Genomic DNA, 20545 nt, shown 5'->3' on the forward strand with positions numbered 1-20545 from the left:
TGTTTCACTCATCCACAAGGAGAGTGATATGGACGATCACGTTACGCGTAGAAAACGGGTATTCGGTCTGGGAATGTTAGTCGTCGGTGCAGTGGTATACCTGGTGGGACTGTGGCCAGCCTGTCATACATTAAGCGAAAAGGGATATTTTTTTGCGGCAATGGTCATGTGCGGTTTTCCAGTCTTAATTCGCCAGGAACACACGGGGAATGACCGCCTGCTTTCTCGTTGCAAATATTTACTGTTGCTTGGCATCGGCATGGTCGCGGTTGGCGTATTGAATCTGGAACTGGCGGGCGCGCTGAAAATATTTTGTCTGGCGGCACTGGTGGTCAGTATATATGGAACCGATCTTTACGCTTCCTACAGTGATGATGAATGATGGCCGGAGCCATCATTGTCGTTTAGCTAACCCATTTCCGTTTATCAATACGCTGTAACAGCATGGAAAGCAACAGGCTTCCTGTTACCGTTGCGGCAAAAACCCACACGATATCTAACGGTGGCCAACGTTTTAATTCCAGACCATTGGTGCGTAGCGCATGGATAATCAGCGCGTGAAAACCATAAATACCCAACGAGTGGCGGGAGATAAGCCCCAGTCCAGGTAACGTCCGCGCATTCAGCTTATTTTTAACTACCGTGAACAGTGAGACGGCGCAAATAAACACCATGGGACCGCAATACAGATACCAGGTATCGGCAAAATTTCCGCGCCAGCGTAATTCATGCAATGTGCCGCGAGAAATAATAACTACCGCGATGATGAACAGGGCGGCGCAGATAAGCGTCAGCGATTGCTTTTGCGTCTCCATCATTCCAATGGCGCGGCCCAGCATACCGTAGAGAATGTAGTAGAACGTGTCACCGCTGATATACAGGTTGATGGGCAACCATTCAACGCCGCCGATTTTTTGCGGCACAGTATTTGGGTTAGCAATAATGCCAATGACCACCATCAGCGTCAGGAGCATTTTGCCGCTCACATTTTTTACCTGGATTAATGGCGATACCAGGTAGATCACCGCAATCGCAAAGAAAAACCACAGGTGATAGAACACGGGTTTTTGCAGCACATTTTTTAGCGAGAGCTCGACGTTGATCGAAGTAAAAAGTGAAATGTAAGCCAGGGCGACAACGCTGTAAAAGATAAGGCAGAGGGCGATACGTAAGAAATGCCGAGGTTGCGCGCTGCGCTCGCCAAAAAAAAGATAGCCTGAAATCATAAAAAACAGGGGAACGCTAACACGAGAAGCCGAATTCAGGACATTCGCAATATCCCAGTTTAGCGGGCTGACGCTGTGGGCGTTGGTGATATACCACGTTGTGGTATGGATCATCACTACCATTAAACAGGCGATCCCTCGCAAGTTATCAATCCAGTTAATTTTAGGCTGCATTAGTTCCTCAGCTTCTGTTTCAATAGGGTTCCAGCGTGGTGGCTCACTGGAAAAATCCGACTTTTTACGCTACATCTTGTGATGGCGTAAGGAGATTCGCACAATGCGTCTGTTACCCACAAACCTTAATAATAAGACTGACCAGCAAACCAGACGGTAATAAAAATGACAATGAAGTATTTTTGTCCTGTGATGATAGCCATCGCGCTGGTGGGATGCACAGCGACGCAGCCACCGATGCAGAAAGCCCAGCAGAGTAAAGTGAGCCCAACACGCACGCTGGATATGGAAGCATTGTGTAAAGCTCAGGCGGCACAGCGTTACAACACTGGCGCACAGAAAATTGCTGTTACCGGCTTCGAACAGTTTCAGGGAAGCTATGAGATGCGTGGTAATACCTTCCGTAAAGAGAGTTTTGTCTGCTCTTTTGATGCAGATGGGCAGTTTTTACATCTTTCTATGCGGTAAAAGCCGCGTCTGGTGAGGTGTGATGCCGCGAAATCCGGCAATTTTCGCTAAACAAACCTGTTTCATACTGTATATCTCGCATCCAGCGGGTATACTGACTCCTTCCTTTAAATCCACACGTATCCAGCACGAAATAATATGCAAAAGTTTGATACCAGGACCTTCCAGGGCTTGATCCTGACCTTACAGGATTACTGGGCTCGCCAGGGCTGCACCATTGTTCAACCATTGGACATGGAAGTCGGCGCGGGAACCTCTCACCCAATGACCTGCCTGCGCGCGTTGGGGCCAGAGCCGATGGCGACTGCCTATGTGCAGCCTTCTCGTCGTCCGACAGATGGTCGCTATGGCGAAAACCCGAACCGTTTACAGCACTATTATCAGTTTCAGGTGGTGATTAAACCGTCCCCGGAGAATATTCAGGAACTGTACCTCGGTTCTTTAAAAGAGCTGGGTATGGACCCGACGATCCACGACATCCGTTTTGTGGAAGACAACTGGGAAAACCCGACGCTGGGCGCCTGGGGGCTGGGCTGGGAAGTGTGGCTGAACGGCATGGAAGTGACGCAGTTCACCTACTTCCAGCAGGTTGGCGGTCTGGAATGTAAACCGGTGACCGGTGAAATCACCTACGGCCTGGAACGTCTGGCGATGTACATTCAGGGCGTGGACAGCGTTTACGACCTGGTCTGGAGCGACGGCCCGCTGGGTAAAACCACCTACGGCGATGTGTTCCATCAAAACGAAGTGGAGCAGTCCACCTATAACTTTGAATACGCCGATGTGGATTTCTTATTCACTTGCTTCGAGCAGTATGAAAAAGAAGCCCAGCAACTGCTGTCGCTGGAAAACCCGCTGCCGCTGCCGGCCTACGAGCGTATTCTGAAAGCCGCCCATAGCTTCAACCTGCTGGATGCGCGTAAAGCCATCTCCGTCACCGAGCGTCAGCGCTACATTTTGCGTATTCGCACCCTGACCAAAGCAGTGGCAGAAGCTTATTATGCTTCCCGTGAAGCCCTCGGCTTCCCGATGTGCAACAAAGACAAGTAAGAGGCGGCCATGTCTGAGAAAACTTTTCTGGTGGAAATCGGCACTGAAGAGCTGCCACCAAAAGCCCTGCGCAGCCTGGCGGAGTCCTTTGCTGCGAACTTCACTGCGGAGCTGGATAACGCCGGCCTCGCGCACGGTAACGTTGAATGGTTTGCCGCCCCGCGTCGTCTGGCGCTGAAGGTGGCGAACCTTGCTGAATCTCAGCCCGATCGCGAAGTCGAAAAACGTGGTCCGGCGATTGCTCAGGCGTTCGACGCCGAAGGTAAACCGAGCAAAGCAGCAGAAGGCTGGGCGCGCGGCTGCGGGATCACCGTTGACCAGGCCGAGCGTCTGAAGACCGACAAAGGCGAATGGTTGCTGTATCGCGCCCACATGAAGGGCGAAAGTACCGAAGCTCTGGTGCCTGATATGGTGGCCACGTCGCTCGCTAAGCTGCCGATCCCGAAACTGATGCGCTGGGGTGCGTCTGACGTGCATTTCGTGCGTCCGGTGCATACTGTAACCCTGCTGTTGGGCGATAACGTCATTCCGGCGACTATTCTGGGTATTCAGTCCGATCGCGTGATTCGCGGCCATCGCTTTATGGGCGAGCCGGAGTTCACCATCGACAGTGCCGATCAGTACCCGCAAATTCTGCTGGAGCGCGGTAAAGTCATTGCGGACTACGAAGCGCGTAAAGCCAAAATCAAAGCGGATGCGGAAGAGGCGGCACGCAAGATTGGCGGCAATGCCGACCTGAGCGAAAGCCTGCTGGAAGAGGTCGCCTCGCTGGTGGAATGGCCAGTGGTGTTGACGGCGAAATTCGAAGAGAAATTCCTCGCCGTGCCTGCCGAAGCGCTGGTGTACACCATGAAGGGCGACCAGAAGTATTTCCCGGTTTATGACAACGCGGGCAAGCTGCTGCCGAACTTTATCTTCGTCGCCAACATCGAGTCGAAAGATCCGCAACAAATTATCTCCGGTAACGAGAAAGTGGTGCGTCCGCGTCTGGCAGATGCTGAATTCTTCTTCAATACCGACCGTAAAAAACGTCTGGAAGACCATCTGCCGCGTCTGCAAACCGTCCTGTTCCAGCAACAACTGGGCACGCTGCGCGACAAGACCGACCGTATTCAGGCGCTGGCGGGCTGGATTGCCGGTCAGATTGGCGCTGACGTCAACCACGCCACTCGTGCGGGCCTGCTCTCCAAGTGCGACCTGATGACCAACATGGTCTTCGAGTTCACCGACACGCAGGGCGTGATGGGGATGCACTACGCGCGCCATGATGGCGAAGCGGAAGATGTTGCTGTGGCGTTGAACGAACAGTATCAGCCGCGTTTTGCCGGGGATGAGCTGCCTTCTAACCCGGTGGCCTGCGCGCTGGCGATCGCGGATAAGATGGATACTTTGGCGGGTATATTCGGTATTGGTCAGCATCCTAAAGGTGACAAAGACCCGTTTGCGCTGCGCCGAGCCGCGCTGGGCGTGCTGCGTATCATCGTTGAGAAGAACCTCGCTCTTGATCTGCAAACGCTGACCGAAGAGGCGGTGCGTCTGTATGGCGACAAGCTGACCAACGCCAACGTAGTCGATGACGTGATCGATTTTATGCTGGGTCGCTTCCGGGCCTGGTATCAGGATGAAGGCTATACCGTCGACACCATTCAGGCTGTTCTGGCGCGTCGTCCGACCCGTCCGGCAGATTTTGATGCCCGCATGAAGGCGGTGTCTCATTTCCGCACCCTGGAAGAAGCCTCTGCGCTGGCGGCGGCTAACAAGCGCGTCTCCAACATTCTGGCGAAAGCCACTGAGCCGCTGAACGATATCGTCCACGCCTCCGTACTGAAAGAAGCGGCGGAAATTGAGTTGGCCAGACATCTGGTTGTGCTGCGTGATAAGCTTCAGCCGTACTTTGCCGATGGTCGTTATCAGGAAGCGTTGATTGAGTTGGCCGCTCTGCGCGCGCCAGTGGATGAATTCTTCGAAAATGTAATGGTTAACGCGGAAGAGAAAGATATCCGTATCAACCGTCTGACGCTGTTGTCGAAACTACGCGAACTGTTCCTGCAGGTAGCGGATATTTCGTTACTGCAATAAGCGTTCAGTTAATTAAACAAAAACCTGCTTTCGGGCAGGTTTTTTTATTTTTAACGTAATGGTAATTCTGTCAGGCAGGTCTGGCTGTCACCTTTGGTGGCAATAGCATGTGACGCTGTTTTGCCGTTGTAACTTACTTCGAGCGTCCCTTCCATATTGCGCGGTAGCCAAACACCGATAAATCCATTTCGATAGCTGTGCATCTCTTTTTGTACGATGATAGAGCCTTTACTATCTGTCACTTTTACAGCGAACGGTTTATTCGGCATTTCTCCCTGACAGCCGGAAAGGCTGTGGTTAAAGCAGGGGGGTGTCCGCCATTCATAAGGCGCAAAAGAGAGATAGAATTTGTCGCCTAACGGCAACGTATAAATCTGCTCTCCGTCAGATAATTTGAGCTCGGTACTGGTAATCGACGCGGAGTAAGGCAAAGGACGGCTCTGTGGCGTCTGATCAATAGTATCCACGATCTGCTCAACCGTTTTTCCCGCAAGCCCGTGTTGCGCCAGAAAAGCGGATTCTGAGGATGCCGCAAGCGCGGAGCCGCTGGTGCATAAACCCAAAAGTAATAACCATGATGATTTCGACATAACTTCAATTCCTTGTGAACAATATCCTTGCCCACTATAGGGGTTCCCCTAAGGGAAAGGTCAAAGGGACGCAGGGTAAATTAATGCAAAGTTATGCGGGGGGAGAGGGGGAGATTGGAATAAAAAAATCCCCGCCATCAGGCAGGGATCTTCAATTCTGAGCTTTTTAAGCTTACAGGCTGGTTACGTTGCCAGCTGCCGGGCCTTTAGCGCCGCTTTCGATGGTGAAGGAAACTTTCTGACCTTCATCCAGAGATTTGTAACCATCGTTCTGAATTGCGGAGAAGTGTACGAACACGTCTTTAGAACCGTCATCAGGAGTAATAAAGCCGAAGCCTTTATCAGCGTTGAACCATTTTACGATACCAGTCATTTTACCGGACATAGTGTATTACCTTTTAAAAAATAAGTGTGCCTTTCGGCGTTATGGCGTGCTTTACAGATTTTTTAAGCGTTAAGGAAATGCGCACTACGAGGGGTATCTAATGGATAACTCTTGAAGGGGACTTGCCTTACTAAACTGCTTTAATGGTCTGTACGTCAAACCGTTGAGCACATTAACTCATGTAATGCCGGGCGATGCAACTTTTATTTTACTTTATTTCTCCAGGCCAGGAATCGGATGGGGGAAACGGCCCTTACGCAGGACCGTTAAAACAAGAAGTGGTAAAAATTACTCCATCAATTGCTTACTTAAGCGTGGGTTCGCCTGTATCAGGCGCATCAATTTGAGCTCTGCTGGTGTGGGTTTTTCGCGTTTCGATTCCCATTCCTGAACCATGGCAACCGTTACGCCCAGCGCTCTGGCGAATTCATCTGTTTTTAGTCCCGTTCCTCTCCGTAACTGTTCAAATTCGGTAAAAGGATTGGGTTTTTGCGTCAGGGTGATCTTTCGCGTTTCATCTTTAAAAACAATTTGTTCCAGGCTGCTCAGCAGCTCAAACATCGGATCTTTATGTTCCATTGAGAACTCCTGTAAATCACACAGCGGGATCGTGAAGTGCATCGAAGCCTATTAAGAATAGTCGGGAAACTCGCGGGTGGGGGCGAGGCGCCGTCAAGAAGCGCTATCGATTCGTTTCGATGACTTACGTTGCGCGACTTTTAGGACCCTAACAATCTGATCCAGGAAGATATATCCGTTTTTTAGAAAATAATTGTAAAGATAAAAAAAATATTACATTACCCACTGGAAAGCTTTCTTACCGCGTTTTTTATCGAAGCGCCAGGTCAAAAACTAACAATAAAATAACAAATTGAGTGCTGATGCAGATAAACGTGATTTTCCGCTACAAGATCGTGTGGAAAGGGTATCCTGCAAGCCTGACCTGGACTATCCTTGTAAGCCGTCAGGCACGCAGGTGTCGTTGTGCGCATTTTTGGGTGAAAGGAGTATTAACAATGGCGACAGGTAAGTCCTGCTCTCGCTGGTTTGCGCCTGTTGTGGCGTTATTAATGGTGTTTAGCCTGAGCGGGTGTTTTGATAAAGAAGGCGATCAGCGCAAAGCGTTTGTCGATTTCCTGCAGAATACGGCAATGCGTAGCGGAGAGCGTTTACCAACGCTGACGGCCGATCAGAAAAAACAGTTTGGTCCGTTCGTGTCTGATTACGCGATACTGTATGGCTACTCGCAGCAGGTAAACCAGGCGATGGATTCCGGTCTGCGCCCGGTGGTCGATAGCGTTAACGCCATCCGCGTTCCGCAGGATTATATGACGCAACGCGAGCCGTTGCGGCAGGCAAATGGTTCGTTAGGCGTGCTGGCGCAACAGTTGCAGAATGCAAAACTGCAGGCTGATGCCGCGCATGGCGCGTTAAAGCAGGCCGATGACCTGAAACCTGTGTTTGATCAGGTCTACAAAAAAGTGGTCACCGTGCCGGCAGATGCTTTGCAACCGCTGATCCCGGCGGCGCAGATCTTTACGCAGCAGTTGGTACAAGTGGGCGATTATATTGCGCAACAGGGCGAGCAGGTGAGCTTTGTCGCGAACGGCATTCAGTTCCCGACCTCACAGCAGGCCAGCCAATATAACGCGCTGATTGGGCCGTTGGCCTCGCAGCATCAGGCGTTTAATCAGGCCTGGACGGCGGCGGTAAACGCGACCCAGTAATGACAGTTTGCCCGATAAGCGAAAGCCAGCGCTTATCGGGCCTGTAGCCTTATCCCGCCGCCTGCGGATTGACGCAGTTCTTCTCTATTTTTCCCTGCAGCGCATCAATCAAATTATCCACCGCACAGCCCATCATGTTGTAGCGCATCTCATGCGTTGCCGAGCCAATATGCGGCACCGCGACGACATTAGACATGCTCAGCAGGGGCGAATCCACGGATAGCGGTTCATGTTCAAAGACATCCAGACCTGCCGCATATATTTCACCGTTTTGCAGCGCGGCAATCAGCGCGTTTTCATCGACCACCGGGCCGCGTCCGGCATTAATAAAAATGGCGGACGATTTCATTCTGGCAAACTGTGTTGCGCCAAACAGATGTCGCGTTTCTGCCGTTAGCGGCAGGATCACGCAGACAAAATCGGCTTCTTGCAACAGAGCATCTAGCTCGCAGTAGCGGGCGTTATAGAGGGATGAGTTTGGATACGGGGGATTATTGTACGTTTAGTATTATTTGGCCAGACCGGGGCGGGCAGTTAGGACACGGAAATTTTCTGATATATATTGATCGTTTACTCGCCAACTTACAAAGACTACACTTTTTATGTGAGATTTCTAACTAATTGAATAGAAAGGAAAAGTGTCCATTACAGCGTATTTATGGTTGAAGGACGATGGTGGCGCAGACATTAAAGATTCTGTCGATGTAAAAGACCGTGAAGGTAGTATTGAGATTATCGGTCTTTCGCATGGACTCAGCCTGCCGGTTGATAGTGCCAGCGGCAAAATCACTGGTACGCGTCAGCATTCAGCGATGATGATCGAGAAGGAGATAGACAGCTCTTCCCCCTACTTCAACCGTGCGGTAGCGACAGGCCAGGCACTGAAGAGCGCGGAGTTTCATTTCTACCGGATAAATTACTCAGGCCAGGAAGAGTGCTACTACAAAATTCTCCTGGAGAATGTGAAGGTGACGAGCGTGAATACAGCTATTCCGAACACGAAACTTTCCAGTTCTCAGATTAACCACGTCGAGCATGTCTGTTTAAATTACGAAAAAATCACCTGGCACTACATGGATGGAAATGTCCAGTACACCGATGCATGGAACGAGCGCAAGACGGTCTAAAAAAATGCGGCGTTAGCGGCGCATTTTTTTGATTATCCACATTGAAAACAGATGTCCCACCACGGCGAATGCAAAAGAGCAGACCACCCAGATCAGTACCCATAAGTCGTCGAAATTTTCCTGACTAGAGTATCCATATACCCATTGCGCGAAACGCTCAGAGGTGTACAGACTGATTAAATTTTCGGGGTAGATAATGCGCAAGCCAATATAAAACAGGCAGATAAACCAAGCTATTTTTGCCAGCTTACGAGCAAGTGTTATAGCCATTATTCACGACCTCGATCATGCCGTATGCTTTCAAATCCTTCATACAGGGCGCATCGATTTGTTGGGTAGCAAGCAGCGCATTACGCAGAGTGTGGAAGTCAGCATTACTCACAAGGGTAATGCAGCCGTCGGACAATACGCCGGGATGGAGGCGGAAATGTTGGCGCTTAACGCCTTCTATCCAGAGCGTGTCATCGATGTTCCAGTCGTTCGGGTACAACGCAAACCATTCATCGCGTCTGAATTCTGCGCCGCTATGAAATTTGTTGTACGTGTCTTTTATGTAAGCAATTCCCTTTGAGATACTCCCACCTCCCCCGCGGCTCACAATCCAGTATCGCCCTTCAGGCAGTGGGCCATCACCGGCAGCAGTTCCTGAAAACTTGCCACATCCTCCACGATTTTTATAAGCACCGTTGCCGGAAAACGCCATAAATGTTCCAACACCGGGAAAGGATAACGGCGCAATATCTGCACCATTTAAAAGCATTTTTCCATTAAGAGCCATTCGCTAATCCCTCATTGGTTTGTGGGTTTAGTTTACAGGGCATGTGACCATTTTTTAACAAACAAAACTTAATTGATTATTAAGCGGTGGTTTGGGAAACGGGAATTTCTGTACGTTAAGAGTGTTTATTAAGAACTATGAGTACATAACTAACTGATATATCTACATATGCTATCTGGTGTAGAAAGGAATGCAGGCCGGGTAAAACGACGTCGCCTTACCCGGCACAGTGGTTTATTACAGTGGGCTCAGGGTAATTTCGACGCGGCGGTTTTGCGCCTTACCTTCAGCCGTACTGTTGCTGGCGATCGGATTCGCCGGACCCATTCCGCTGGTACGGATACGGCTGGCGTCGACGCCCTGCGTGATCAGCGAGCTGGCGACGGAGTCAGCGCGTTGCTGCGACAGACGCATATTCAGATCGTGGCTGCCGGTACTGTCGGTGTAACCCACTACATTGACGGCGGTCCTGGGATACTCTTTCAGCACCATCGCCACGCCGGTTAACGTGTTGGCGCCTGCCGGTTTCAGCGTCGCGCTACTGCTGTCGAAGGTGACGTTATTCGGCATATTCAGAATGATATTATCGCCGCTTCGCGTCACGCTAACGCCCGTTCCCCGCATTTTGTCACGCAGTTTCGCTTCCTGTACGTCCATGTAGTAACCGACGCCGCCGCCCAGCGCTGCGCCCGCCGCTGCGCCAATCAGCGCGCCTTTACCGCGATCTTTTTTAGAGGAGGAGAGCGCGCCGATACCTGCGCCGACCAGCGATCCGATACCCGCGCCAATGCCGGATTTACCTGCTTCGCGTTCGCCGGTGTAAGGGTTTGTTGTGCAGCCAGAGACTGCCAGGGCGCCGCTTACGATGGCAGCAATCACAAATACACGTTTTTTCATCTTAAATCCTTATCACTTTTTTATTGTTACCACAGCGACCGTGGCGGTTGATTATGACGTCTGCACATGAAGAAAATTCCAGGGAAAAATCTGAAATTTGTAAGTAACATTGACTGGTAAATTAAATAACCCCAATGATTCAGGAGCGAACTTTGACCCACGCACCATCGCGCCATTCGGTATTGACCGCTGCACACTGGGGGCCAGTCCGCGTTGAAACCGACGGAGAACGCATTTTTGCCTCATATGGCGAACTCCCGACGGCACACCCAAATTCCTTGCAAACCGTTGTCCATGACCAGGTGCATAGTAAAACGCGGGTTCGCTTCCCGATGGTGCGTAAAGGGTTTCTGGCTTCACCCGATAAGCCGCAAGGCGTACGCGGGCAGGATGAGTTTGTTCGCGTAAGTTGGGATGACGCGCTGGATCTGATCCACGCTCAGCACAAACGTATTCGTGAAAGTTATGGATCGTCGTCTATTTTCGCCGGTTCCTACGGTTGGCGTTCGAACGGCGTATTACATAAAGCGGCCACGCTCTTGCAGCGTTACATGGCGCTGGCGGGAGGATATACCGGCCATCTTGGCGATTATTCCACCGGTGCGGCGCAGGCTATCATGCCTTATGTGGTGGGTGGCAACGAGGTTTACCAGCAGCAGACTAGCTGGCCGGTGGTGCTGGAACACAGCGACGTCGTGGTGCTCTGGAGCGCGAACCCGCTTAATACTCTGAAAATTGCCTGGAACGCCTCGGATGAACAGGGTCTCAATTATTTTGCGGCGTTGCGAAAAAGGGGGAAGCGCCTGATCTGCATCGATCCGATGCGATCGGAAAGCGTCGACTTTTTTGGCGATAAGATGGAGTGGATCGCCCCGCATATGGGCACCGATGTGGCGTTAATGTTGGGGATCGCCCATACGTTGGTGGAAAACGGTTGGCAGGATGAAGCGTTCCTTACCCGCTGCACGACGGGCTATGACCTCTTCGCCGATTATCTTTTGGGCGTGACCGACGGTACGGCCAAAACAGCGGAATGGGCGGCGGAGATTTGCGGCATTTCTGCGGTGAAAATCCGTGAACTGGCGGAAATATTTCATCATAACACCACTATGCTGATGGCCGGTTGGGGAATGCAGCGTCAGCAGTTCGGCGAGCAAAAGCACTGGATGATCGTCACGCTTGCCGCAATGCTGGGGCAAATTGGTACGCCTGGCGGCGGGTTTGGTTTTTCTTATCATTTTGCTAACGGCGGCAACCCGACGCGACGCGCCGCCGTGTTAGCGTCGATGCAGGGGAGCATCACGGGCGGCGTCGATGCGGTAGATAAAATACCGGTGGCGCGTATTGTCGATGCGCTGGAAAACCCCGGTGGGTTTTACCAACACAATGGGATGGATCGCCGCTTCCCGGATATTCGTTTTATCTGGTGGGCCGGCGGCGCGAACTTCACCCATCATCAGGATACCAACCGTCTGATTCGCGCGTGGCAAAAACCGGAGATTGTCGTCATCTCTGAATGTTTCTGGACGGCCGCCGCGAAACACGCGGATATTGTTCTGCCCGCGACCACCAGCTATGAGCGTAACGATTTGACCATGACCGGCGACTATAGCAATCAGCATTTGGCGCCAATGAAGCAGGTAGTGTCGCCCCGGTGGGAGGCGCGGAATGATTTTGACGTTTTTGCTGAACTGAGCGAACGATGGGAAGCCGGCGGTTACGCTCGGTTCACTGAAGGAAAAAGCGAGCTGGCGTGGCTGGAGACCTTCTACAATATTGCCGCCCAGCGTGGCGCCAGCCTGGGGGTGACGCTGCCGCCGTTTGCCGCATTCTGGCAGGCTAACCGTTTACTGGAGATGCCGGAAAATCCCGCCAGCGCGCAGTTTGTGCGCTTCGCGGATTTTCGCCGCGATCCTGATAACCATCCGCTAAAAACGGCCAGCGGCAAAATCGAAATCTATTCTGCGCGCATTGCCAGCTATGGGTACGCGGATTGTCCCGGTCATCCGATGTGGCTTGTGCCGGATGAGTGGCACGGGAATGCCGATGCGGGGCAGGTTCAGTTACTTTCCGCGCATCCGGCGCACCGCCTGCATAGCCAGCTTAACTACAGTTCGTTACGGGAGCGGTATGCGGTAGCAGGACGCGAACCGGCGACGATTCATCCGCAGGATGCGACAGCGCGCGGAATCGTCGATGGCGATACGATACGCGTCTGGAATCATCGTGGGCAGATTCTGGCGGGCGCGGTCGTTACCGAAGGGATTCGGCCCGGCGTGATCTGTATTCACGAAGGCGCATGGCCGGACCCTGAACCTACCGCAGGCGGTATATGTAAAAACGGCGCGGTAAACGTCCTGACAAAAGATCTCCCCAGCTCCCGGCTGGGGAACGGTTGTGCGGGCAATACCGCGTTGGTCTGGTTTGAGAAATATACCGGCCCGGCGCTACCGCTTACGGCGTTTGATCCGCCTGCCAGCTCATAATCCAGGTGGGATGGGAAGTATCCTCTTGCCAGGCGCTATCTTCAATGCGAAAACCGAGCGCATGATAGAAGTTTACGGCGGTTTGATTTTTCTGGTAAACCTCAAGGCTTAGCAGCGGAAAACGTTGCTGTACATATTCCAGAAGCGCTTTGCCAATGCCGTGTCTTAACGCGTCGGGGGCGACAAACAGCGCCCCGACAAAACGGGCTTCCAGCACGCTGACGAAGCCTTTCAGTTGTCCATTTTCTTCCCATACCCAGGTTTGTGCGGCGGGTAAATAGACGTCGCGCACAATCGCTTCGCTCTCGTGCCAGTAACGTTCTTCGATAAAGGGATGGGCATAAATAGTACTTTTCATCCACAGCGCCAGAATAGACGCCATGTCCTCACTCTGGGATTTGCGAATCATGTTTTTCTCCCGGATGGCAAAAACAGCCGGTAATATGGTCGTTGACCAGTCCGCACGCCTGCATAAAGGAGTAACAGATAGTCGTACCGACAAACTTGAAACCGCGCTTTTTCAATGCCTTAGCAAGCGCATCTGACGCAGGTGTTGAGGTGGGGATCTCATCCAGACTGGCCGCCTGGGTGAGCTGCGGCTGGCCATCAACGAATGACCAGACAAAATCGGCGAAAGGCTCGCCGTTTTGCTCCATCGCAAGCCAGGCGCGGGCGTTACTGATAATGGCCTGAATTTTCCCGCGATGCCGTATAATCCCCGTATTCTGCAGCAGGCGTTCAACATCCTCCTCCTGCATAGCAGCGATACGTACCGGGTCAAACTGATGAAAACAGGCGCGATAGTTCTCCCGTTTTTTAAGCACGGTGATCCAGGATAAACCGGCCTGTTGACCTTCAAGACAGATCATTTCAAACAACTTTCTGCCATCAGTTTCCGGTATGCCCCACTCGTTGTCATGATAGGCAATATAAAGGGGGTCCTGGCTGACCCAGCCGCAACGCTGCATAGACTTCCTCGTTATTGTGGTTACCGCGAAAATTTCCTTCAACCCGCCTTGACGGGCCCGCTAAAAGGACAATAGTTAATACAGGGCTGATGCCCGACATCCTTCATTCAATGACAATAATATCGCCGAATTCGGCTCTACTCTGGAGTCGCGTTGATGATTGTAAGAAAACGCCGTGGTCGCCGGACATTGCGTTGTCTGGCCGGCCTTATGGCCTGCTCGTTTTTTATCAATACCGCGTATGCCTGGCAACAAGAATATATCGCTGAAGCGGTTCCGGGGCATACGACGGAACGCTATACCTGGGACAGCGATCACCAACCGAATTACAACGACATACTGGCCGAACGTATTCAGTCTACGCAAAATACGGTGGGTCCGGTGCTTAGCCTGGCGGATGAAACTCCGCTTGATGCGACCAGCGGTATCAGTATGGGCTGGAATTTTCCGCTTTCCCGACGCGTGACCACCGGGCCGGTAGCGGCGCTGCATTACGACGGTTCGACTTCATCAATGTATAACGAATATGGCGATAGCGCGACGACATTAACGCTCACCGATCCGTTATGGCACGCCAGCGTCAGTACATTAGGCTGGCGGGTAAATTCGCAATTCGGCGATGTCCGTCCCTGGGCGCAAATTAGCTATAACCAGCAGTTTGGGGAAAATATCTGGAAAGCGCAGTCTGGGTTAAGCCGTATGACCGCAGTAAATCAAGAGGGAAACTGGCTGGATGTCACTGTAGGCGCGGACGTGTTACTTAACCCACATCTGGCGGCGTATGCGACGTTTTCCCAGGCGGAAAATAGCGCTACGGATAGCGATTATTTGTATACCCTGGGGGTGAGCGCTCGCTTTTAACGAGATAAGCCCCGCCCGGATTTATTAGACGTTCGGCTAATACTCTGTTTATATATTTACAAAAATATATGGGTTAATCACATTCTCTATAGACACTTTTTGCGCTTCCTGTGGTCTACTTAGCCGCGCTTGTAGACTTTCTCACATCTGCGTTAGCCGCATATTTACCTGTTTGATTAAAGAATCGTTGTACAGGTCGTTTTTATCCCGATTCCCAGGGTTTGCTTGCATGAGATACATTAAATCGATGACGCAGCAGAAACTTAGTTTCTTGCTTGCGCTCTATATCGGTCTGTTTATGAATTGCGCCGTGTTTTACCGCCGTTTCGGCAGTTATGCGCAAGAATTTACCATTTGGAAAGGCATCTCCGCGGTTGTCGAACTTGGCGCCACGGTGCTGGTGACTTTCTTCTTACTTCGTCTTCTTTCACTGTTTGGCCGACGAGTCTGGCGCGTGCTGGCCACGCTGGTGGTGCTGTTTTCCGCTGGCGCCAGTTATTACATGACCTTCCTGAATGTGGTGATTGGCTACGGCATTATTGCGTCTGTTATGACCACCGACATCGATCTCTCGAAAGAGGTGGTGGGGCTGCACTTCGTATTGTGGCTGATTGCCGTGAGCGTACTTCCGCTCATTTTCATCTGGAGTAACCGCTGTCGCTACACGTTGTTGCGCCAGCTACGTACGCCGGGGCAGCGTTTTCGCAGCGCCGCTGTGGTGGCGCTCGCAGGGGTGATGGTGTGGGCGCCTATCCGCCTGCTGGATGTGCATCAGAAAAAGGTTGAGCGGGCGACAGGCATCGATTTACCTAGCTATGGCGGCGTGGTGGCGAACTCCTATCTGCCCTCAAACTGGTTATCTGCGTTAGGGCTGTATGCCTGGGCGCAGGTAGATGAGTCGTCGGACAATAATTCATTAATAAATCCGGCCAGGAAATTTACCTATGTTGCGCCGAAGGATGGGGATGACACCTACGTCGTTTTCATTATCGGTGAGACGACCCGTTGGGATCACATGGGGATTTTCGGCTACGAGCGTAATACCACGCCGAAGCTGGCGCAGGAAAAAAATCTGGCGGCGTTCCGCGGCTATTCCTGCGATACCGCGACCAAGCTATCTTTACGTTGTATGTTTGTACGAGAAGGCGGCGCGGATAATAACCCGCAGCGTACGCTAAAAGAGCAGAATGTTTTTGCGGTACTCAAACAGCTCGGGTTCAGTTCCGATCTGTACGCCATGCAGAGCGAAATATGGTTCTATAGTAATACCATGGCGGATAATATCTCCTATCGCGAGCAGATCGGCGCGGAGCCGCGTAACCGCGGTAAAACGGTTGATGACATGCTGTTGATTGATGAGATGCAGAACTCAATTACCCAGAACCCGGAGGGTAAGCATCTGATTATCCTGCATACCAAAGGGTCGCATTTTAATTATACGCAACGTTATCCGCGCAGCTACGCTCAGTGGAAGCCCGAGTGTATTGGGGTCGATAGCGGCTGCACGAAAGCGCAGATGATCAACTCTTACGATAACTCCGTGACCTATGTTGATCACTTTATTACCAGCGTGTTCGATCAGCTACGTGATAAAAAAGCGATTGTGTTCTACGCGGCTGACCACGGCGAGTCGATTAACGAACGCGAACATTTGCACGGTACGCCGCGCAACATGGCGCCGCCGGAGCAATTCCGCGTTCCGATGCTGGTATGGATGTCGGATAAATATCTTGCCAATCCGCAGCATGCGCAGATGTTTGCTCACCTGAAACAACAGGCGGAGATCAAAGTGCCGCGTCGTCATGTGGAGCTGTACGACACGATAATGGGCTGCCTGGGGTATACATCGCCGAATGGCGGCATTAACCAGAATAACAACTGGTGCCATATTCCCGATGCGCAGAAAGTCGCCGCGAAGTAAGCCGTCTGCCGACTTTCTCGCCGATTGAATTGTATTTTGCGACTAAGGGATTGACGGGCGTGCGCCTGAGCAGTAAGATGCGCCCGCATTCGGTGATTGGCGCAGCCTGGTAGCGCACTTCGTTCGGGACGAAGGGGTCGGAGGTTCGAATCCTCTATCACCGACCAAATTCAGAAACCCTGCTCAACGAGCAGGGTTTTTTGTATCTGAAGCCTGAAGAGGATGAGAACCTCCGGGGGCAAGAGGTTCGACTCGAGCGAAGCGAGAGAACGTTGCATCAGCAACGGCCCGCAGGGCGAGCCACGCAGTGGCGAGTCATCCTCTATCACCGACCAAATTCAAAAACCCTGCTCAACGAGCAGGGTTTTTTGTATCTGAAGCCTGAAGAGGATGAGAACCTCCGGGGGCAAGAGGTTCGACTCGAGCGAAGCGAGAGAACGTTGCGTCAGCAACGGCCCGCAGGGCGAGCCACGCAGTGGCGAGTCATCCTCTCCTGGCGCCTGCTTACTCATTGCTGACATATTCCATTGCTTTCGCCGCCGTTTGCGTAAATCGCTTTCTGCGTTACTGCCTGCCGTACTTAGCATTTTTCGCTGTCCGCTTTAACGTACATGGTATTAATCGCTCATATATGCGCCATATTTTTAAAATTTTTGCGTTGACAGCATAAAAGTTAAACACTAAATGTTTCTAAATATTAAGATAATTATTCTGATGACTCGGGCGTAGCACAAATTTCCCTGCTGAAAATACCCTTCTGAACTTTTTTTAATCTTTGTTTGTTAATTCTCACCGTTGTTGTAAAAGCTGGTTACCTGTATTGACGTTTTGACATTCTGTTGACAGATTGTAGGGAATGAGGGGCATTTTATGGAGAATCCGCACTGCAACTCAGTCGTTTATGCGAACGGAATCCCCACCTCTCACTACTGACCTGACCAGGTAAAAAACAAAAAAGGCCGGGCGGTAAAAGCCACTGCAAAGGGCAAAACAACATACATCACAATTGGAGCAGAAGAATGAGTATTTCCTTGAAGAAGTCAGGGATGCTGAAGCTTGGTCTGAGCCTGATAGCCATGACCGTTGCAGCAAGCGTACAGGCTAAAACTCTGGTTTATTGTTCAGAAGGATCTCCTGAAGGATTCAACCCGCAGCTGTTTACTTCCGGTACCACTTATGACGCCAGCGCTGTGCCCATCTACAATCGCCTGGTAGAATTCAAAATCGGCACCACGGAAGTGATCCCGGGTCTTGCTGAGAAGTGGGATATCAGCGAAGACGGTAAAATCTATACGTTCCACCTGCGTAAAGGGGTGAAATGGCAATCCAGCAAGGATTTCAAACCCACGCGCGAGCTGAACGCCGATGATGTCGTGTTCTCTTTCGACCGGCAGAAAAACGAGCAGAACCCGTACCATAAAGTGTCTGGCGGCAGCTATGAATACTTTGAAGGCATGGGTCTGCCGGATCTGATTAGCGAAGTGAAGAAGATGGATGATCACACCGTGCAGTTTGTGCTGACGCGTCCGGAAGCGCCGTTCCTTGCCGATTTGGCCATGGACTTCGCCTCTATTCTTTCCAAAGAATATGCCGACAATATGCTGAAAGCCGGTACGCCGGAAAAAGTAGATCTGAACCCGGTTGGCACTGGCCCATTCCAACTGGTGCAATATCAGAAAGACTCCCGCATTCTCTACAAAGCCTTTGACGGTTACTGGGGCACGAAGCCGAAAATTGACCGCCTGGTTTTCTCCATTACGCCTGACGCCTCCGTGCGTTACGCTAAATTGCAGAAAAATGAGTGTCAAGTGATGCCGTACCCGAACCCGGCTGACATCGCCCGTATGAAGCAGGATAAAAACATCAATCTGATGGAGCAGGCGGGTCTGAACGTGGGCTATCTCTCCTATAACGTACAGAAAAAACCGCTGGATGACGTCAAAGTTCGCCAGGCGTTGACCTATGCCGTGAATAAAGAGGCCATCATCAAAGCCGTTTATCAGGGCGCGGGCGTTGCCGCAAAAAACCTGATCCCGCCGACGATGTGGGGCTATAACGACGATATTAAAGACTACGGCTACGATCCGGAAAAAGCGAAGGCGCTGCTGAAAGAAGCCGGTCTGGAAAAAGGCTTCACCATCGATCTGTGGGCGATGCCGGTACAGCGTCCCTATAACCCGAATGCGCGTCGTATGGCGGAAATGATCCAGGCGGACTGGGCGAAGATTGGCGTTCAGGCCAAAATTGTCACCTATGAATGGGGCGAATACCTCAAGCGCGCTAAAGATGGCGAGCACCAGACGGTGATGATGGGCTGGACCGGCGACAATGGCGATCCGGATAACTTCTTCGCCACTCTGTTCAGTTGCGATGCCGCGCAGCAAGGCTCCAACTATTCAAAATGGTGTTACAAGCCGTTTGAAGACCTCATTCAGCCTGCGCGTGCGACCGATGACCACAACAAGCGTATTGAACTCTATAAACAGGCCCAGGTTGTGATGCATGACCAGGCGCCAGCGCTGATCATCGCTCACTCCACGGTTTATGAGCCAGTGCGTAAAGAAGTTAAAGGCTATGTGGTTGATCCGCTGGGCAAACATCACTTCGAAAACGTCTCTGTCGAATAATTAAAAGAGCGCTACGCTCCGGCCTTTGTCGGCCGGATCAGCGTAGCGCCAGCCGGTAACTATGCTTCGCCCCTCGGCTATTTTTTGAGCGGGATAAGATTTGTGAGCAATACAGACTCACGGTTCCAGGCCGTGCGTCATGAGAGAGAATCCGGGTTATGTTGCAGTTCATTCTCCGACGTTTGGGACTCGTCATCCCGACGTTTATCGGTATTACCCTTCTCACCTTTGCCTTTGTCCATATGATCCCGGGCGATCCGGTGATGATCATGGCGGGTGAGCGAGGTATCTCCCCTGAGCGCCATGCTCAACTGTTGGCTGAACTCGGTCTTGATAAACCGATGTGGCAGCAGTATCTCCATTATATCTGGGGGGTGATGCATGGCGATTTAGGCATCTCGCTGAAAAGCCGAATCCCCGTGTGGGACGAGTTTGTACCTCGCTTTAAAGCGACGCTGGAACTTGGCGTCTGCGCCATGATTTTCGCCACTGCGGTGGGGATTCCGGTTGGCGTACTGGCTGCCGTCAAGCGTGGCTCCATTTTCGACCATACTGCCGTTGGCCTGGCGCTGACCGGTTACTCTATGCCAATCTTCTGGTGGGGCATGATGCTGATCATGCTGGTCTCCGTCCACTGGAACCTGACACCGGTTTCCGGGCGCGTGAGCGATATGGTGTTTCTTGATGACACCAATCCGTTGACTGGCTTTATGCTGATCGACACCGCCATCTGGGGCGAAGAGGGCAACTTTATTGATGCGCTGGCACATATGATCCTGCCTGCGATGGTACTCGGCACAATCCCGCTGGCCGTCATTGTGCGTATGACCCGTTCGTCGATGCTGGAAGTGCTGGGGGAGGATTACATCCGTACCGCACGCGCCAAAGGGTTGACCAGGATGCGCGTCATTATCGTCCATGCTCTGCGTAACGCCATGCTGCCGGTCGTCACCGTGATCGGCCTGCAGGTCGGGACGCTGTTGGCAGGCGCGATTCTGACAGAAACTATCTTCTCGTGGCCCGGTCTGGGGCGCTGGCTGATCGATGCGCTGCAACGCCGCGATTATCCGGTAGTGCAGGGCGGTGTGTTACTGGTAGCGACGATGATTATTCTCGTCAACCTGCTGGTAGACCTGCTGTACGGCGTGGTGAACCCGCGTATTCGGCATAAGAAGTAAGGG

At 51.9% G+C, this 20545-nt stretch carries 20 protein-coding genes, 1 tRNA gene, 2 other RNA genes and 1 pseudogene; 14 read left to right on the top strand and 10 right to left on the bottom strand.

Annotated elements, in window-relative coordinates; translation table 11 throughout:
• The first annotated feature begins 28 nt into the window (after positions 1–28).
• Positions 29–382: a YiaA/YiaB family protein gene (locus F4V72_RS07825; protein WP_023247342.1), complete on the top strand. Its 354-nt coding sequence runs from the start codon at positions 29–31 to the stop codon at positions 380–382.
• A gap of 22 nt (positions 383–404) precedes the next feature.
• Here the strand turns inward: F4V72_RS07825 and F4V72_RS07830 are convergent, their stop codons facing one another.
• Positions 405–1400 (bottom strand): acyltransferase, encoded by a 996-nt coding sequence (locus tag F4V72_RS07830; protein WP_023247343.1) that lies wholly within the window; start codon positions 1398–1400, stop codon positions 405–407.
• 165 nt (positions 1401–1565) lie between these two features.
• On the opposite strand from F4V72_RS07830, the gene F4V72_RS07840 reads away from it, so the two are divergent.
• The 3 genes from F4V72_RS07840 to glyS all read left to right on the top strand — a co-directional run bounded on the left by F4V72_RS07840 (position 1566) and on the right by glyS (position 4997).
• Positions 1566–1868 (top strand): YsaB family lipoprotein, encoded by a 303-nt coding sequence (locus tag F4V72_RS07840; RefSeq protein ID WP_000178127.1) that lies wholly within the window; start codon positions 1566–1568, stop codon positions 1866–1868.
• Between the two features lie 138 nt (positions 1869–2006).
• On the top strand, positions 2007–2918 hold the full coding sequence (gene glyQ / locus F4V72_RS07845; protein ID WP_079779280.1) for a glycine--tRNA ligase subunit alpha: 912 nt from the start codon (positions 2007–2009) through the stop codon (positions 2916–2918).
• A gap of 9 nt (positions 2919–2927) precedes the next feature.
• Positions 2928–4997 (top strand): glycine--tRNA ligase subunit beta, encoded by a 2070-nt coding sequence (gene glyS / locus F4V72_RS07850; RefSeq protein ID WP_079817317.1) that lies wholly within the window; start codon positions 2928–2930, stop codon positions 4995–4997.
• Positions 4998–5047: 50 nt separating this feature from the next.
• On the opposite strand, the gene cueP is transcribed toward glyS, so the two are convergent.
• The 3 genes from cueP to F4V72_RS07865 all read right to left on the bottom strand — a co-directional run bounded on the left by cueP (position 5048) and on the right by F4V72_RS07865 (position 6551).
• Entirely contained in the window at positions 5048–5587 is a 540-nt protein-coding gene (gene cueP / locus F4V72_RS07855; RefSeq protein ID WP_136057948.1) for a copper-binding periplasmic metallochaperone CueP, read from the bottom strand.
• Between the two features lie 172 nt (positions 5588–5759).
• Positions 5760–5972: a transcription antiterminator/RNA stability regulator CspE gene (gene cspE / locus F4V72_RS07860; RefSeq protein ID WP_000014594.1), complete on the bottom strand. Its 213-nt coding sequence runs from the start codon at positions 5970–5972 to the stop codon at positions 5760–5762.
• A gap of 288 nt (positions 5973–6260) precedes the next feature.
• Positions 6261–6551 (bottom strand): HTH-type transcriptional regulator, encoded by a 291-nt coding sequence (locus tag F4V72_RS07865; protein ID WP_023247347.1) that lies wholly within the window; start codon positions 6549–6551, stop codon positions 6261–6263.
• Between the two features lie 437 nt (positions 6552–6988).
• Between F4V72_RS07865 and F4V72_RS07870 the strand changes: the two genes are divergently transcribed.
• A complete protein-coding gene (locus F4V72_RS07870) occupies positions 6989–7699 on the top strand; it encodes a DUF3053 domain-containing protein (protein ID WP_000190524.1) in 711 nt (236 codons plus the stop codon).
• 49 nt (positions 7700–7748) lie between these two features.
• Here F4V72_RS07870 and F4V72_RS07875 read toward each other — a convergent pair.
• Positions 7749–8165, bottom strand: a pseudogene (locus tag F4V72_RS07875) (NAD(P)-dependent oxidoreductase); the annotation flags it as partial.
• 172 nt (positions 8166–8337) lie between these two features.
• Between F4V72_RS07875 and F4V72_RS07880 the strand changes: the two are divergent.
• Positions 8338–8826 (top strand): Hcp family type VI secretion system effector, encoded by a 489-nt coding sequence (locus tag F4V72_RS07880; protein ID WP_136057949.1) that lies wholly within the window; start codon positions 8338–8340, stop codon positions 8824–8826.
• Between the two features lie 12 nt (positions 8827–8838).
• On the opposite strand, the gene F4V72_RS07885 is transcribed toward F4V72_RS07880, so the two are convergent.
• From F4V72_RS07885 to F4V72_RS07895, 3 genes are all read right to left on the bottom strand, one after another.
• Positions 8839–9096, bottom strand: coding sequence for a hypothetical protein (locus F4V72_RS07885; protein ID WP_023247350.1), 258 nt, complete (start codon positions 9094–9096; stop codon positions 8839–8841).
• Positions 9074–9604 (bottom strand): DUF2778 domain-containing protein, encoded by a 531-nt coding sequence (locus tag F4V72_RS07890; RefSeq protein ID WP_023247351.1) that lies wholly within the window; start codon positions 9602–9604, stop codon positions 9074–9076. Before F4V72_RS07890 ends, F4V72_RS07885 begins: the two co-directional genes overlap by 23 nt.
• Before the next feature lie 237 nt (positions 9605–9841).
• On the bottom strand, positions 9842–10501 hold the full coding sequence (locus tag F4V72_RS07895; protein ID WP_023247352.1) for an OmpA family lipoprotein: 660 nt from the start codon (positions 10499–10501) through the stop codon (positions 9842–9844).
• A gap of 152 nt (positions 10502–10653) precedes the next feature.
• Between F4V72_RS07895 and F4V72_RS07900 the strand changes: the two genes are divergently transcribed.
• Positions 10654–12987: a molybdopterin guanine dinucleotide-containing S/N-oxide reductase gene (locus F4V72_RS07900; protein WP_136057950.1), complete on the top strand. Its 2334-nt coding sequence runs from the start codon at positions 10654–10656 to the stop codon at positions 12985–12987.
• On the opposite strand, the gene F4V72_RS07905 is transcribed toward F4V72_RS07900, so the two are convergent.
• Both F4V72_RS07905 and tag read right to left on the bottom strand, forming a co-directional pair.
• Entirely contained in the window at positions 12956–13396 is a 441-nt protein-coding gene (locus F4V72_RS07905) for an N-acetyltransferase (protein WP_023247354.1), read from the bottom strand. The genes F4V72_RS07900 and F4V72_RS07905 overlap by 32 nt on opposite strands.
• Entirely contained in the window at positions 13374–13955 is a 582-nt protein-coding gene (gene tag, locus F4V72_RS07910; RefSeq protein WP_023247355.1) for a DNA-3-methyladenine glycosylase I, read from the bottom strand. Before tag ends, F4V72_RS07905 begins: the two co-directional genes overlap by 23 nt.
• 156 nt (positions 13956–14111) lie before the next feature.
• Here tag and F4V72_RS07915 point away from each other — a divergent pair, with 156 nt between their 5' ends.
• The 7 genes from F4V72_RS07915 to dppB all read left to right on the top strand — a co-directional run bounded on the left by F4V72_RS07915 (position 14112) and on the right by dppB (position 20542).
• A complete protein-coding gene (locus F4V72_RS07915; RefSeq protein ID WP_023247356.1) occupies positions 14112–14816 on the top strand; it encodes an autotransporter outer membrane beta-barrel domain-containing protein in 705 nt (234 codons plus the stop codon).
• Between the two features lie 229 nt (positions 14817–15045).
• The gene (eptB, locus tag F4V72_RS07920; protein WP_136057951.1) at positions 15046–16737 is read left to right on the top strand and encodes a kdo(2)-lipid A phosphoethanolamine 7''-transferase; all 1692 of its coding nucleotides are present in this window, start codon (positions 15046–15048) and stop codon (positions 16735–16737) included.
• Positions 16738–16827: 90 nt separating this feature from the next.
• Positions 16828–16904: transfer RNA gene (locus F4V72_RS07925), tRNA-Pro, on the top strand.
• A 34-nt stretch (positions 16905–16938) separates the two neighbouring features.
• Positions 16939–17072, top strand: a non-coding RNA gene (locus tag F4V72_RS07930) — RtT sRNA.
• Positions 17073–17106: 34 nt separating this feature from the next.
• Positions 17107–17240: non-coding RNA, RtT sRNA (locus tag F4V72_RS07935), on the top strand.
• A 516-nt stretch (positions 17241–17756) separates the two neighbouring features.
• Positions 17757–19364: a dipeptide ABC transporter periplasmic-binding protein DppA gene (dppA, locus tag F4V72_RS07940; RefSeq protein ID WP_136057952.1), complete on the top strand. Its 1608-nt coding sequence runs from the start codon at positions 17757–17759 to the stop codon at positions 19362–19364.
• A 158-nt stretch (positions 19365–19522) separates the two neighbouring features.
• Positions 19523–20542: a dipeptide ABC transporter permease DppB gene (dppB, locus tag F4V72_RS07945; RefSeq protein ID WP_000938840.1), complete on the top strand. Its 1020-nt coding sequence runs from the start codon at positions 19523–19525 to the stop codon at positions 20540–20542.
• The last annotated feature ends 3 nt before the right edge of the window (positions 20543–20545 follow it).

Origin of the sequence: Salmonella enterica subsp. diarizonae (genome assembly GCF_008692785.1) — a bacterium.
GTDB lineage: Bacteria > Pseudomonadota > Gammaproteobacteria > Enterobacterales > Enterobacteriaceae > Salmonella > Salmonella diarizonae.